Annotated in this window: 10 protein-coding genes and 1 riboswitch; of the genes, 9 read left to right on the top strand and 1 reads right to left on the bottom strand. The window is 64.4% G+C overall.

Annotation, left to right across the window (positions count from 1 at the left end; translation table 11 throughout):
• The 6 genes from RAZWK3B_RS08160 to trmB all read left to right on the top strand — a co-directional run.
• On the top strand, nucleotides 1–371 hold a 371-nt coding region (locus tag RAZWK3B_RS08160), incomplete at its 5' end, for a PhoH family protein (RefSeq protein WP_007813999.1).
• 245 nt (nucleotides 372–616) lie between these two features.
• Nucleotides 617–1114 carry an rRNA maturation RNase YbeY gene (gene ybeY / locus RAZWK3B_RS08155; protein ID WP_007813997.1) on the top strand — a complete coding sequence of 166 codons (498 nt, stop codon included), beginning with the start codon at nucleotides 617–619 and terminating at the stop codon, nucleotides 1112–1114.
• A 43-nt stretch (nucleotides 1115–1157) separates the two neighbouring features.
• A complete protein-coding gene (locus tag RAZWK3B_RS08150; protein ID WP_007813995.1) occupies nucleotides 1158–2048 on the top strand; it encodes a hemolysin family protein in 891 nt (296 codons plus the stop codon).
• On the top strand, nucleotides 2041–3594 hold the full coding sequence (gene lnt / locus RAZWK3B_RS08145) for an apolipoprotein N-acyltransferase (protein ID WP_007813994.1): 1554 nt from the start codon (nucleotides 2041–2043) through the stop codon (nucleotides 3592–3594). Before RAZWK3B_RS08150 ends, lnt begins: the two co-directional genes overlap by 8 nt.
• Before the next feature lie 31 nt (nucleotides 3595–3625).
• Nucleotides 3626–3674, top strand: a riboswitch (SAM-SAH riboswitch).
• 8 nt (nucleotides 3675–3682) lie between these two features.
• Nucleotides 3683–4861, top strand: a complete 1179-nt coding sequence (metK, locus tag RAZWK3B_RS08140) for a methionine adenosyltransferase (RefSeq protein ID WP_007813992.1) — start codon at nucleotides 3683–3685, stop codon at nucleotides 4859–4861.
• Nucleotides 4862–5033: 172 nt separating this feature from the next.
• Nucleotides 5034–5747 carry a tRNA (guanine(46)-N(7))-methyltransferase TrmB gene (trmB, locus tag RAZWK3B_RS08135; RefSeq protein WP_037295263.1) on the top strand — a complete coding sequence of 238 codons (714 nt, stop codon included), beginning with the start codon at nucleotides 5034–5036 and terminating at the stop codon, nucleotides 5745–5747.
• A gap of 26 nt (nucleotides 5748–5773) precedes the next feature.
• Here the strand turns inward: trmB and argE are convergent, their stop codons facing one another.
• The gene (argE, locus tag RAZWK3B_RS08130) at nucleotides 5774–6937 is read right to left on the bottom strand and encodes an acetylornithine deacetylase (protein WP_037295375.1); all 1164 of its coding nucleotides are present in this window, start codon (nucleotides 6935–6937) and stop codon (nucleotides 5774–5776) included.
• A 331-nt stretch (nucleotides 6938–7268) separates the two neighbouring features.
• On the opposite strand from argE, the gene RAZWK3B_RS08125 reads away from it, so the two are divergent.
• The 3 genes from RAZWK3B_RS08125 to RAZWK3B_RS08115 all read left to right on the top strand — a co-directional run bounded on the left by RAZWK3B_RS08125 (nucleotide 7269) and on the right by RAZWK3B_RS08115 (nucleotide 14156).
• Nucleotides 7269–10517 (top strand): Ig-like domain-containing protein, encoded by a 3249-nt coding sequence (locus tag RAZWK3B_RS08125; protein ID WP_157132195.1) that lies wholly within the window; start codon nucleotides 7269–7271, stop codon nucleotides 10515–10517.
• A gap of 148 nt (nucleotides 10518–10665) precedes the next feature.
• Nucleotides 10666–11937, top strand: a complete 1272-nt coding sequence (locus tag RAZWK3B_RS08120) for a TolC family protein (protein WP_232279492.1) — start codon at nucleotides 10666–10668, stop codon at nucleotides 11935–11937.
• Nucleotides 11934–14156, top strand: coding sequence for an ATP-binding cassette domain-containing protein (locus RAZWK3B_RS08115; RefSeq protein ID WP_007813983.1), 2223 nt, complete (start codon nucleotides 11934–11936; stop codon nucleotides 14154–14156). The genes RAZWK3B_RS08120 and RAZWK3B_RS08115 overlap by 4 nt, the downstream gene beginning before the upstream one ends.
• Nucleotide 14157: the final 1 nt, after the last annotated feature.

The raw sequence follows: 14157 nt of genomic DNA, 5'->3' as shown, positions 1-14157 counted from the left end.
ATTTCCTGCCCGGCAAGCAACTGGCCAAGCTGATCGAGGAAAAGCGCATCGAGATCGCGCCGCTCGCCTTCATGCGTGGGCGAACCTTGGCCAATGCCTTCGTCGTGCTCGACGAGGCGCAGAACGCCACCTCCATGCAGATGAAGATGTTCCTCACCCGCTTGGGCGAAGGCTCGCGCATGGTCATCACCGGCGACCGCAGCCAGATCGACCTGCCGCGCGGCGTGACCAGCGGCCTGCATGACGCCGAACGCCTGCTCACCCGCATCTCCGGCGTGTCCTTCAATTATTTCACCTCCAAGGACGTGGTCCGCCACCCGCTCGTCGCCGCGATCATCGAAGCCTACGAAGCCGACACGCCCGGCGCCTGAATGCCTGACCCCGGCTCATGCTCGCGCCACCACGACCCTTGCCCCGGCAAGGGCAGGCCCTTGCGTTTCTTCTGGCCCCAAATATCCCGGGGGCCCGGGGGCGGAGCCCCCGACTCCTGCACTGCGGGCAGAGCCCCCGAATCTCACCCTGCGGGCAGAGCCCCCGAAAACTATCCTGCGGGCAGTGCCCCCGAACCCAACCCAGCAACCCAATCCCCCGAACCGAAACCCGCGATCCTCCCCCCATGCTGACCGAAACCATGCTCGAAGACGACCGCTGGCAGACGCTCGATCTGCCCGGCCTCGCCGAAACCGCCGCCCGTGCGGCGCTGACCCATCTGGGCCTTGCGCCCGACGCGTGGGAAATCGCCATCCTCGCCTGTGACGATGCGCGCATCGCCGCACTCAATGCCGATTTCCGCGACAAGCCGGTGCCCACCAACGTCCTCAGCTGGCCCGAAACCGATCTCGCCCCCGACACCCCCGGCGCCCGTCCCGAGGCGCCCGCGCAAGCGGGTGACGACGCGCCCACCCCGCTTGGCGACATCGCCATCGCCTGGGACACCTGCCAGCGCGAGGCCGAGGCCGCCGGAAAACCGCTGCCGGACCATGTGACGCATCTGATCGTGCATGCGGTGTTACATTTGCTCGGCTATGACCATATCCGTGACCAAGATGCCACTTTGATGGAAACAACCGAAGTGGCGATACTTGGCAAACTGGGGGTCCCTGACCCATATTGACTGCATTGGGGTGCCTGCACCCCGCCAACGGACACAAGAGACGATGGGCGACAGTATAGACGAGTCCTCTAACGCGGCGCAAAGCGCGCAGCCTCAGAGGCATGACGATGACGATGAACCAGCCGGGTTTTTCCGCCGGATCATCGGGGTCTTCTCCCCCGGTGATGACACCCAGACCGATGAGACCCGATCCGACGCCTCGGCGGCCGGCGCCATGCCGGGCCTGCGCAACCTGCGCGACATGGCGGTCGAGGATGTGGCCATTCCCAAGGCCGATATCGTCTCGGTCCCGGTTGCCATCTCCCGCGATGAATTGGTCGATGTCTTCCGCGACAGCGGCATGACCCGCCTGCCGGTCTACGAGGGCACGCTCGACACCCCCATCGGCATGGTCCATCTCAAGGATTTCGCCCTGCGCCACGGCTTCAACGGGCAGTCCAGCGCCTATTCGCTGAAAAAGATGCTGCGCCCGCTGCTCTTCGTGCCGCCCTCCATGCCGATCGGCGTGCTCTTGCAGAAGATGCAGACCGACCGGCGCCACATGGCCCTTGTGATCGACGAATATGGCGGCGTGGACGGTCTCGTGACGATCGAAGACTTGATCGAACAGGTCGTCGGCGAGATCGAGGATGAACATGACGTGGACGAGGATCAGTATTTCGTCCGCGAAAGCCCCGGCAGCTATCTCGCCGTCGCCAAGACCCCGCTCGACGAGTTTCAGGCCGAAACCGGCCTGTCGCTGACCGACGCCGAAGAGGTGGACGAGGAAGAGATCGACACCCTGGGCGGTCTCGTCTTCATGCTGCTGGGCCGTGTCCCGGTGCGCGGCGAGGTGGTGGAACATCCCTCCGGCGCCTCGATCGAGGTGATCGATGCCGATCCGCGCCGAATCAAGCGCCTGCGTGTGCGTCTTCCCGACCACAAGGATGCCTGACACCCGCCTTGTCGGCCTCGCGGCATGGGCCGCCGGTCTGCGCCCGCGCAACCGTCTGATCCTCTGCGCGCTGATCGGCGCGCTGGCCGGGCTGGGGCAGGCGCCGTGGGGGCTCTGGCCACTGACCGTGGCAGCCCTTGCCATGCTCTTCGCGATCTTCACCGCCGCGCCCACATGGCGCCGCGCGGGGTTTCTCGGCTGGGCGGCGGGCACCGGCTATTTCATGCTCTCGCTCAACTGGATCGTCGAGCCGTTCCTCGTGGATGTCGCGCGCCATGGCTGGATGGCGCCTTTCGCGCTCTTCGGCCTTTCGGCGGGGCTGGCGCTCTTTTGGGCGGCGGGCTTTGCGCTGGCGCGCGCGGCGGGCGGCGGGGCGCTTGCGTGGATCGCCGCGCTGCTCCTGTCCGAAGCCGCGCGCACCTATCTCTTCACCGGCTTTCCCTGGGCGCAGACGGGCCATGCCCTGATCGACACCGCTTGGCTTCACTGGGCGTCCTGGGGCGGCTCTCTGATGCTGACGGCGATCGTGCTTGCGGCGGCGGCGGCGCTCTGGCGTGCGGCGACAGGCCCGCGCCCGGCGGCCCTCGTGGCACTCGCGCTCATTGCCGCACTCCATGGGGCAGGGGCCGCGCTGACGCCTGCCGCACAGCCCACGCCCGATGCCCCCATCGTGCGCCTGATCCAGCCCAATGCCGCCCAGCATCTCAAATGGCATCCCGACCACACCCGCACCTTCTTCGAGCGACAGATCGCCTTCACCTCCGCACCACCGGACGGGCAGGGCGCCCCCACGCCTGCCGCCCGCCCCGATCTGATCGTCTGGCCCGAAACCGCGATCCCCGTGCTACTCGAGCGTGCCGGTCCGGCCTTTGACGCGATCTCGGCGGCCGCAGGCGGCGCGCCCGTGGTTCTTGGCCTGCAACGCACCGATGAGCTGCGCTATTTCAACTCTCTGGTGATGCTCGACGCCTCGGGACAGGTGGTCGCCCTTTACGACAAGCACCACCTTGTCCCCTTCGGCGAATACATCCCCTTCGGCGATTTTTTCGCCCGCTTCGGGATCACCGCCTTTTCCGCTCAGGCGGGCAACGGCTATTCCTCGGGGCCGGGCGCGCAGGTGATCGGCCTCGGCGATCTGGGCCTCGCGCTGCCCCTCATCTGCTACGAAGGCGTCTTTCCGCAGGACGTGCGCGCCGCACCCGCGCGCCCCGACATGCTGCTGCTCATTACCAATGACGCGTGGTTCGGCACTCGCTCGGGTCCCTACCAGCATCTGGCCCAAGCCCGCCTGCGCAGCGTCGAACAGGGCCTGCCGATGATCCGTGTCGCCAATACCGGTGTCTCGGCGATGATCGACGCGGCGGGCCGTGTCACCGCCTCGATCCCCTTGGGGCAGGCGGGCTGGCGCGATGCCCCCTTGCCGCCGCCCTTGCCCCCCACCATCTATGCCCGAACCGGCGATAGTCCGTCCATCGGTGGCGCACTGTTGCTGCTGGCCCTGTCATTCTTGCGCAACAGGTCTCCGGCGCGCTCAGATAGCGATTGACGCGCCTTCACAGGCCGCTTAACCACTGACGAACCCGTCACAACGGCTTCCTGGCGTGACGGCTGACATACAATGGAGCACTCTCATCATGTCCCGTGACAATTACATCTTTACCTCCGAATCCGTTTCGGAGGGGCATCCCGATAAGGTCTGTGACCGGATTTCGGACGCCATCCTCGATGCTTTCCTGGCCGAGGAGCCCAACGCCCGCGTGGCTGCGGAAACCTTCGCCACCACCAACCGCGTCGTCATCGGCGGCGAGGTCGGACTTCAGGATCAGGACCGCCTGCGCGTCTACATGGACCGGATCGAAGACATCGCTCGGGCTTGCATCCGGGACATCGGATACGAGCAGGACAAGTTCCACTGGGAAACCTGCGAGATCACCAACCTCCTGCACGAGCAATCCGCCCATATCGCCCAAGGCGTGACCGGCGAACGCGGTGACGAAGGCGCAGGCGACCAAGGCATCATGTTCGGCTATGCCACCAACGAGACCGACGCGCTCATGCCCGCCCCGATCCAGTTCAGCCACGCGATCTTGCGCCGGCTGGCCGAGGTGCGCAAATCCGGCGTCGAACCCTCGCTGCGCCCTGATGCCAAAAGCCAGCTCTCGCTGCGCTACGAAAACGGCAAGCCGGTCGAAGTCATGCAGATCGTGCTCTCGACCCAGCACGAAAGCGAAGCCCAGACGAGCGACGACATCCGCGCCATCGTCGAGCCGTATATCCGCGAGGTTCTGCCCGCCGAATGGATCACCGCCCGCACCGAATGGTGGGTCAATCCGACCGGCACCTTCGTGATCGGCGGCCCTGACGGCGACGCGGGCCTCACCGGTCGCAAGATCATCGTCGACACCTATGGTGGCGCGGCCCCGCATGGCGGCGGCGCGTTTTCCGGCAAAGACCCGACCAAGGTGGACCGCTCGGCCGCTTACGCCGCGCGCTATCTCGCCAAGAACGTGGTCGCCGCAGGCATGGCCGAACGCTGCACCCTGCAGCTCTCCTATGCGATCGGCGTGGCGCGTCCGCTGTCGATCTACGTGGACACCCACGGCACCGGCGACGTGCCACCCGCCAAGATCGAAGAGGCCGTCGCCAAGGTCATGGACCTGACCCCGCGCGGCATCCGCGACAAGCTGCAGCTGAACAAGCCGATCTACCAGCGCACCGCCGCTTACGGCCATTTCGGGCGCGAACCCGATGGCGATGGCGGCTTCAGCTGGGAAAAAACCGATCTGGTCGAGGCGTTGAAAAAAGCCGTCTGATCCGACCCGTTTACGCGCCCAAAACCGGAGTTGTGTCCAACATGGACACAACTCCTTTCTTTTGCCCCCGGTTTCGTCCTGAACGCGTGTAGGTTTCGTACGAACCCTACACATAGCCTCCGCTCCGTCAGGGGGCTTGCAGCCCGCCCCCGATCTGGTGCATCTGGTCCCCATGAGCAGCGAAAAACACCCCTCTGGCGCCCCGTGGCGCAATTTCTATGGCCGCTTCAAGGGCAAGGGTCTGCGCCCGTCGCAACAGACCTATCTCGACGAGGACCTTGCCGAACTCTCGCCCGGACCGGTCGATTGGGACGTGAACCCTGACCGCGAACCCCTTGATCTGAAATCTCTTTTCGGGGATCGGGATATCTGGCTCGAGATCGGTTTCGGCGGCGGCGAACACATGGTGCATCAGGCTGTCCACAATCCCGGCATCGGTCTGATCGGTTGCGAACCTTACATAAACGGCGTGGCCATGCTTCTGGGCAAGATCCGCGACAGTGGCGCACAAAATATAGCGGTTCACCCCGGTGATGTCCGCGATATGTTCGATGTTCTGCCCGAAAATTCCGTCTCACGCGCCTTTCTGTTCTATCCCGATCCCTGGCCCAAAAAGCGCCACCACCGGCGCCGTTTCGTCACGCCCGGATATCTTGAGCCTTTGTCTAGGGTATTGAAATCAGGTGCTATTTTCCGTGTCGCCACGGATATTCCCGACTATGTGCGCCAGACCCTCGAAGAGGTGCCGCGCCATGGCTTCACATGGCAGGCCGAGCGTCCCGCCGATTGGCGGGAGCCGTGGACTGATTGGATTTCAACACGTTACGAGCAAAAAGCCCTGCGCGAAGGCCGCAGTCCCCATTACCTCACCTTCGTGAAGACCTGACGCCAAGCCCTTGATCTGGAGGCATATTACGCCGCCAGCTTGTCGCCCAACCGGCCCAGCATATCAACGCATTGCTGCAATTGGTCCAATGACACATATTCATCCGGCTTGTGCGCCTGCTCGATCGACCCCGGCCCACAGACCACCGCCGACATCCCATAGCTCTGAAACAACCCCGCCTCGGTCCCGAAGGGCACCAGATCGGCGGTGTTCGCTCCGGTAAGTTCCATCAGTATGTCCTTGGCTTCATTGACATCTGCGGGCTCCAGCCCCTCCACCTCGCCGATCACCTCGGTGATGATCGAGGCATCAGGACAGACCGCGCGCATCGCCGGAAGCAGCACATCGTTGCAATAGTCCCGCAGGCTATCTTTCACATATTGCGCGTCCTCGGCCTGCACCGGGCGCATCTCCCATTCCAGCTTGGCGATCGACGCAATCACGTTATGCGCCACACCCCCCGACAGGCTGCCGGTGTTGATCGTCGTCCAGGGCGGGTCAAACCGGCTTGTCGCGGGCGCCCGGCTGCGCAAGTCGTCCTTCAGTTCCAGCAGGCGGCTGACATAACGCACCGCGTATTCCACCGCGTTCACGCCCCGATCCGGGGATGAGCCGTGGCCCGCAAGCCCATGAAAATGCGTGGTATATTCATAGCAGCCCTTATGCCCTTCGATGATCCGCATCGAGGTCGGTTCGCCGATGATCGCCACGCCCGGCCGAATGCCGCGCTGCTTGAGACTTTCGACCAGAGCCTGTCCGCCAAGGCATCCCACCTCCTCGTCATAGGTGAAGGCGAAATGGATCGGCCGGTCCCGCACCCGCTCGGCGAAATAGGGCGCCATCGCCACCGCCGCCGCGATGAACCCCTTCATGTCGCAGGTCCCACGCCCATAAAGAAGCCCTTCATGTTCGGTCATCTCGAACGGGTAGCTGGCCCAGTCCTGCTCATCCACGGGCACCACATCCGAATGGCCCGATAACACGATGCCCCCATCAACTTCGGGTCCTATCGTGGCGAAAAGATTGGCTTTATGGCCGATTTCGTCGTGGAAAATGTCCACCTTGGCGCCTTCGCCTTCCAGCCGATGCGCCAGGTAGGCGATCATGTCCAGGTTGCTGAATTCCGAGACGGTGGGAAAGGCGATCAGATCGCCCAAAAGCGCAACGGTATCAGAGAATTGTGTGCTCACTTCGGCCTCGTTGAAATGTCGGAAAACCTGCGCGACTTTGTTGGTATGCTTGCTATGCGTCAACCCAAATCTGGTGATGTCTCAGCGTGCAAATGCCCTGTTGCCCCTTTGGCGGGCGTGCCATGTGGCCTGTGCCAAGGATCAGGGCGTCGCGAAAATCCCTGCCAGAACCCACGATATCTGCTCTCAGACGTGCTATTTGGGGGGTGTTGGAAAAAAATGACTAGAAGTTGAGCACGGAAAATAGTAGACTCTTAAGATATGAATATGACCTCGCATCAAGACGGGGCTTCACTTGAGGTAGAGTGGTGCGGTTATGAGTATTGGTTACGTGACCCGTTCGAATACGGGACCCTTGGTTCGTGGCGATGTCGGAAATGACGCGGATGTCACGATCATTCCTGTCGGCAACGGGCAGGAAATCTCCCTGAACCTTAGACAATTCGAAATTGAAACCTATCGCCGTGATGGCCCCGCGCTCGAGATCACCCTGGCGGATGGCCGGGTCATCGTTCTCGACGGGTATTTCAACGCGGCAGGCACGCCCCAGTCGCGGCTCTTCATCAGCGCCGATGGCTACCTCAACGAAGTCACCTTGATCGAGGGCCAGCAGGGCGCGCTTTATGCCCAATACGGTCCGACCGAGATCTGGGGCAAATGGAGCCCGTCGGACGATCTGATCTTCCTCGACAGCGCAGAAGTCGTGGCACCCGCTGGAGAAGCCGGCGAGGAAACCGTGTCGATGCTCGGCGCGGGCCTTCTGGGCGGCGCCGGTCTTCTGGGCGGTGCCGGAGCAGGGGCTGCGGGCCTTGCGGCCACGGCCGTGGCCGCTGGTCTTGCGACGGGCGTTGGCGGTGGCGGTTCGGGCGGCGGCGGCATTCCCGGCGGCGTTCCTGGCGGTGGCGGCGCACCTGCCGACACGCCGCCGCGGATCGAACCGCTGGTCAACGAGCAAGGGCCGATCTCGATCGGTGGGGACGGTGCGGAAAACGGCACGATCACCATTACCGGCCGCGCCGAACCCGGCTCGACCGTGGTGGTCGAGATCGGCGGCAAGACCGTTGAGACAACCGCCAACCCGGACGGCACATGGCAGGCAGAGTTCGCGGGTCCGAATTTCCCGCCCGATGGCGATCACGGCGTGACCGTGACCGTGACCGAGCCCAACGGCACCGAAACCGTGCTGCAGGTGCCGGTGATCATCATCGACACGACGCCTCCCGAAGCCGCCGTGACCGACGGGGTCATGTCCTCGGGTCACGTGGTCAATGCTGCGGATTACGATGATAATGTCGATATTTCCGGCACGGGCGAGGTGGGGGCCACCATCACCGTGACCATCGGCACCGTCACCGGCTCGACCGTTGTGGACCAGAACGGCGACTGGACCGTGTCGTTCCAGCCCGGCCAGCTTCCCGATGGCGACTACGACGAGGTTGTGACCATCGTTGCGTCCGACAGCGCGGGCAACACGACCACCCTGACCGAGACGATCTCGATCGACACGATCCATCCTGGCCTGACCATCAACGCCAGTGCCGTGGGCAATCGCGGCGTGCTCAACGGCGATATCGCCCGCAACGAAGGGCTGATCGTCACCGGCACCTCCGAGCCGGGAACCACGGTCACCGTATCGATGCATGGTCAGACACAGCATGTTCCCGCCGGTGCCAGCGGCACCTGGCGCGCCGAGTTCGATCCCTTCGCGCTGCCCGACACGCAGTTCGATGCCACCATCACCGCTGTCACGCAGGATGCCGCAGGCAATGTCAGCCGCGCCTCCGAGACGATCCGCGTCGATCTCGAAGTGCGCGACCTCACGCAAGAGGGCACGCCCGGCGGTCAGGACGGCATGATCAGCGGGTCCGAGATCTCGGGCGGCTTTGCTCTCAACGGCACGGTAGAGCCCAACTCGAACTCGGTCGTTCTGCGTTTCATGGGCGCCGTCGTGACTGCCGATCTCGATGCGTCGGGCAATTGGAGCGCCGAGTTTTCGGGGGCGCAGATTCCGCCCGGCACCTATCAGGAAGACGTGACCATCACCGCGACGGATGGCGCAAACAACGTGCGCTCGATCACGCGCAGCATCTCGGTCGATACCGAGGCGGGCACCCTGACGCTGAATGGCGACGCAATCGGCACGCAAGGCGTGATCAACGCCACCGCCTATCAGAACGGTGTGATCGTGTCGGGCACGGCAGATCCCTTCGCCAATGTGGTGGTGGATCTTGATGGGGTGGAATTCACCGTTCGGGCCAATAGCGCCGGTATCTGGCAACAGCGGTACGACATGCAGGATCTCACACCGGGTCGGCACAATCCCGTCGTCTCGGCGACAATCACCGATCCTTACGGCAACAGCGACACGGTCAGCCGCACGCTGCTGGTCGATACCCGTGTCGATGATCTGCAATTGACCCCGCCGCAATTCGCCACCACCACGGATGGGCGCAATGTTCTCAACGCCGAGATCGTGCGCAGCGGGTTCGACATCTCCGGCACGATCGAGCCGGGCTCGATTGTCTGGGTGGATATCGACGGCGTCAGCCGACAGGCGGTCGTGGACGGTGACGGCAACTGGACCGTGCGCTTCGGCCCCAACGCGATCCCGCCGGGGCAGCGCCCGGGCACCCTGACCGTGTCGGTCGAGGATCCCGTGGGCAACGTCTCGGAGCTGACCGAAACGATCTTCATCGACACCGTGGTTCTGGACATGGCCCAAGGCCCGACGACCGGCGCCATCAACGGCGTGGCCAATATCGCCGCAGCGCAAGGCGGGTTGGAGATGACCGGCACCGCCGAGGCCAATTCCCAACTGCGCATCCAGATCTTCGGCCGGACCTACCGCACCTCCAGCGACGCCAATGGTGACTGGACGCTGACTATCCCGCAAGGCGATGTGCCGCGCACGGAAACCACGGCGCAGGCGACGATCACCGTGACCGATCCCGCGGGCAACGTGGACACGATCCCCGGATCGATCACGATCGACATGGTCGCCCCCGACGAAGCCGAAATCGTGGGATATTTCCGGCAGGGCGGCGGATATCGCTATATCACCACCGAAACAGGGGATGACCCGGTCTCGGTGCATCAGGTCGGTGCCGATGGCAGCGTCAACGAAATGGCGCTCTATGCGGATGAAAACGCCTTCCTCGGTGAGACGGATCACTTCTTCCTCAACCAGTCGGGGCAGGCGCAATCCATCCCCGACGGCTCGCACCTGGTGGTCACGACGACCGATGCCGCACAGAACACCTCCAGCACCTATCTTGTGCTGGACGAGGTCAATACCTCGACCGTGAACCTCGCCAATCCCAACCTGGCCGATTTCCAGATCGAGACGGTCGATCTGCGCTTTGCCGATCGCAGCCAGTTGACCATCACCGAAGAGCAGCTTCGGGCGCTGTCGGACAATTCCGACACGCTGCAAATCGAAGGTGGGACGGACGACACGGTCATCATCACCGGGGCGCAAAGGGTCAATGGCGGCGCGCTCGAGCCACAGGGATACGATATCTATACACTTGGTCAGGATGCCACGATCATCGTCGACGAAAAGATCGACATCGTGACCTGACGAACAAGACCTTGGCGCGCGTGGGCTTTGTCCCCGTGCGCGCCACCAACCATAAAAAGCTACCGATCAAGGGGCAATGATGGGGCAGAGGGACGGAATCCAGCGGTGGGGCGCGTGCATGATTGCCGCGCTGACGCTGAGCGGGTGCATGTCACCCGACGCAGGCGGCGACGGAACGACCGGCGAGACATCTCGCTTCATGGGCGGCCTGTCGGGTCTCGGCGCTCCGGGCGATGCCGATGAAGCCGCCCGCGCCGAAGCCGCTGCCTCGCCCGTCATCAGCGCTTTGCAGGCGCGGCGCAGCGTCATCCCCCCGGGCAGTCCCTATGCCAAGATCGTCGATCCGGTTCTGGCCGCCAACAGCCGCCCCGCCGAGGCCGAATTGCGCAGCGCACGGCTCAGGGCGCGGGCCGCCTCCAAGAACTGGCTGCCCAAGATCGGACCCAATATCAGCCTCACCAGCCTCAGCGACGTGATCGCGCAACTGGTCGTGGAACAGGTGCTCTTCGACAATGGCCGCAAGAAGGCCGAACGCGCCTTCGCCAAGGCCGATGTCGAGGTCGCCGCCGTCACGCTGTCCGAGGATACCAACGCCCGGATCCGCACCGCCCTGAGCCTTTATCTCACCGCCATGAAGGCGCGCGAGCGCCGGGTGCTGGAAGAGCGGACCCTCAAGGACATGGAGCATTTCGAATGGGTGATGTCCGAGCGCGTCTCGGGCGGCATCTCGGACGGCTCGGATCTCCATGTCCTGCGTCAGAAACTGGCCGAGATCCGCGCGACCCTTGCCGCGCAATCCGAAGCCGAGGCCACGGCACTGGCAGAACTCAACGCCATGTCCACCCGCCCGCTCGATGATGTCACGGGGCTTGCGGACCTGTCGCGGGCAAAAGGCGATATACGCCCCATCGAAGTGCTGCGGGCCGAGGCCGAGAAAAGCCGCGATATCGCCAGCGCACAGGTCGAACGCGGCGGTCTCCTGCCGGGGCTCACCGCCGGTGGAACGCTTGGCGACAATGGCTCGGGCATCGGGCTCAACGTGTCGTCCGATCAGCTTCTCGGGCTCGGCACCGGCGACAGCCTGAACGCGATAAAGGCCACGCAAGAGGCCGCCGCCGCCCGCGTGGGTCAGGCCGAAGAGGACGCGCAGCGCCGCACCGCCCGGTTGCAGAACCGCCTTTCCGCCCTGACGCGACAAGTGGATGAAGCGACCGCCCTGGCCAGCCGCGCCAAGGCCAATCTCGATCTCTTCCAGAGCCAGTACAAGGCCGGTCAGCGGCAGGTCATGGATGTGGTCGGCGTCTACGAGACCTTCGCCGCCCGGCAGGCCGCCACGCTCGATCTGAAATACGAACGCCTCGAAACCCAGCTTCAGATTGCCGAGCATCTGGGTGTTCTTGCCGAAGGAAACCGCCTGTGACCGTGCGCCCGGTAAACTGGACCATCCGCGCCGTGCCCCCGGCAGACGCCGCTGACGTGTCGAATTGCGACGCGCCCCCGCGCGCCGTGGCCCAAGCGCCGCAACCGGCTCAGGCCACCCGCCGCCTCGCCGAACTGATCGCTGTCTATTCCGCCTGCATCGGCCAGCCCTGCACCCGCCGCGACATCGCCGATACGCTCACCACCCTTCCCCCCGCCGAGCGTGCCGCGCCGCAGACGATGCTGGCGGCCGGTCTCAGGGCGGCGGGCTTCGAGGTCCGCGTGGCCCCAAGCGATCTCTCGGATGCAGGGGCATGGCCTGCGCTGGCGCGGATGACCGACGGGCAGTTCATTCTCGTGCTCGAGCGCGCGGGCAGCGATCTGGTGATCTACGACAAGACCTGCCCCGACAACCGCGCCACCGTCTCGCTTGACGAATTCGCGCCGGTCTTCACCGGGCTGACCATCCGCGCCGAGGTGCCGCTCGACCGGCTGGCCGGCACCCATCTCACGGACCGCCCCCGCGCGCATTGGTTCTGGGGTCAATTCGCAGACTGCCGCCGCGCCATGGGCGAGGTGATCCTTGGCTCTTTCGTGGCCAATCTCCTGGCGGTCGCCGTGGCGCTCTTCGCGCTGCAGGTCTATGACCGGGTGATCCCGCATCAATCCGAGGCGACGCTCTGGGTGCTGGCGGGCGGTGCGCTGCTGGCGCTGACCATGGAGTCGCTGCTCAAGATCGCGCGCGCCCGGCTGATGGACGGCGCAGGCCGCCAGATCGAGATGAACGTTCAGACCCTTCTGATGAACCGCATTCTCGGGATGCGCTCGGAACAGGCGGGGCAGGCGCCCAGCCAGTTGTTCAGCGCCATGCGCGAATTCGGCTCGGTGCGCGAGTTTTTCACCGCCTCCACCATCGGCACTTTGGCCGATGTGCCTTTCATCTTCGTCTTTCTCCTGCTCGTCGCCTCGATCGGCGGCAATGTCGTTTGGGTGCTGATCCTCGGCGGGATCCTGATGGTGCTGCCGGGGATCTTCCTGCAGCGCAAGATGATCCGCCTGACGCAGGAAACCCAAGGCGCGTCGGCAAAATCCTCGCGCCTCCTGCACGAGGCGATCTTCGAGCTCGACACCCTCAAGACACAGCGCGCCGAGGACCGCTTCCGCCGCGTCTGGACCGAGCTGACCGCGCTTCAGGCGCTCAAATCCAGCGAACAGCGCCAACTGGCCTCGGTGCTCACATTCTGGAGCCAGGGCATCCAGCAGGTCACCTATATCGCCGCCGTGATCTTCGGCACCTATCTGGTGTTTGCGGGGGAATTCACCGTCGGTTCGATCATCGCGATCAGCATCCTGACCAGCCGTACCTTGGCGCCCCTCACACAGCTTGCCGGCACCATGGCGCGGTGGGGCAATGTGAAATCCGCACTCGAAGGGCTCGATGCGATCGTCAGCGCCCCACAGGACAGCGCGCCCGACCGGACCTATCTGCGTCGTGAACGGCTGACTGGCGGGTTCGAGCTGCGCGAGGTGAAATTCACCTATGATGCCGACATGGCGCCGGTGGTCGATATTCCGGCGCTTGTCATCCAGCCGGGGCAGAAACTGGCCCTTCTGGGGGCCAACGGGTCTGGCAAATCGACATTGCTCAAACTTTTGTCGGGCCTTTACGCCCCCACAAGCGGCCGCCTGCTGATCGACGGCGCCGAAATGTCCCAGCTCGAGCCTCGGGATCTGCGCCGCCTTGTCGGCTATCTGGGGCAGGATGTGCGGCTCTTCACCGGGTCCTTGCGCGAAAACCTGAACCTGACGCTTCTGGAAAGCGACGATGACAGGCTTCTGGCGGCACTCGATTTCGCCGGGCTCGGTCCGTATGTGAAATCCCATCCCAAGGGGCTCGATCTGGAAATCCGCGATGGCGGTCAGGGGCTGAGCCAGGGACAACGCCAGTCGATCGGCTGGGCGCGTCTGTGGTTGCAGGACCCGGCGATCTGCCTTCTGGACGAACCCACAGCGGCCCTCGATCAGACGCTGGAACGCACGCTGGTCAGCCGGCTGGAGGGCTGGCTCGCGCATCGGACCGCCGTGATCGCCACACATCGCGTGCCGATCCTGCAACTGACCAACCGCACCATGCTGTTGCAAAACGGGCGCATGGCTGTCGATGGCCCGCGCGATCAGGTGTTGGCACATCTCGCGCAGCGCGCCGGGGCAGGGGGCTAGG

Source organism: Roseobacter sp. AzwK-3b, assembly GCF_000170875.1.
Taxonomy (GTDB): domain Bacteria; phylum Pseudomonadota; class Alphaproteobacteria; order Rhodobacterales; family Rhodobacteraceae; genus Roseovarius; species Roseovarius litoreus.
This window is presented reverse-complemented; position numbering and strand designations above follow the sequence as displayed.

Bases quoted from the DNA above. Each gene is read 5' to 3' on its own strand.
- ybeY (WP_007813997.1), top strand. From the start codon at position 617: ATGCTGACCGAAACCATGCTCGAAGACGACCGCTGGCAGACGCTCGAT.
- RAZWK3B_RS08150 (WP_007813995.1), top strand. From the start codon at position 1,158: ATGGGCGACAGTATAGACGAGTCCTCTAACGCGGCGCAAAGCGCGCAG.
- lnt (WP_007813994.1), top strand. From the start codon at position 2,041: ATGCCTGACACCCGCCTTGTCGGCCTCGCGGCATGGGCCGCCGGTCTG.
- metK (WP_007813992.1), top strand. From the start codon at position 3,683: ATGTCCCGTGACAATTACATCTTTACCTCCGAATCCGTTTCGGAGGGG.
- trmB (WP_037295263.1), top strand. From the start codon at position 5,034: ATGAGCAGCGAAAAACACCCCTCTGGCGCCCCGTGGCGCAATTTCTAT.
- RAZWK3B_RS08120 (WP_232279492.1), top strand. From the start codon at position 10,666: ATGTCACCCGACGCAGGCGGCGACGGAACGACCGGCGAGACATCTCGC.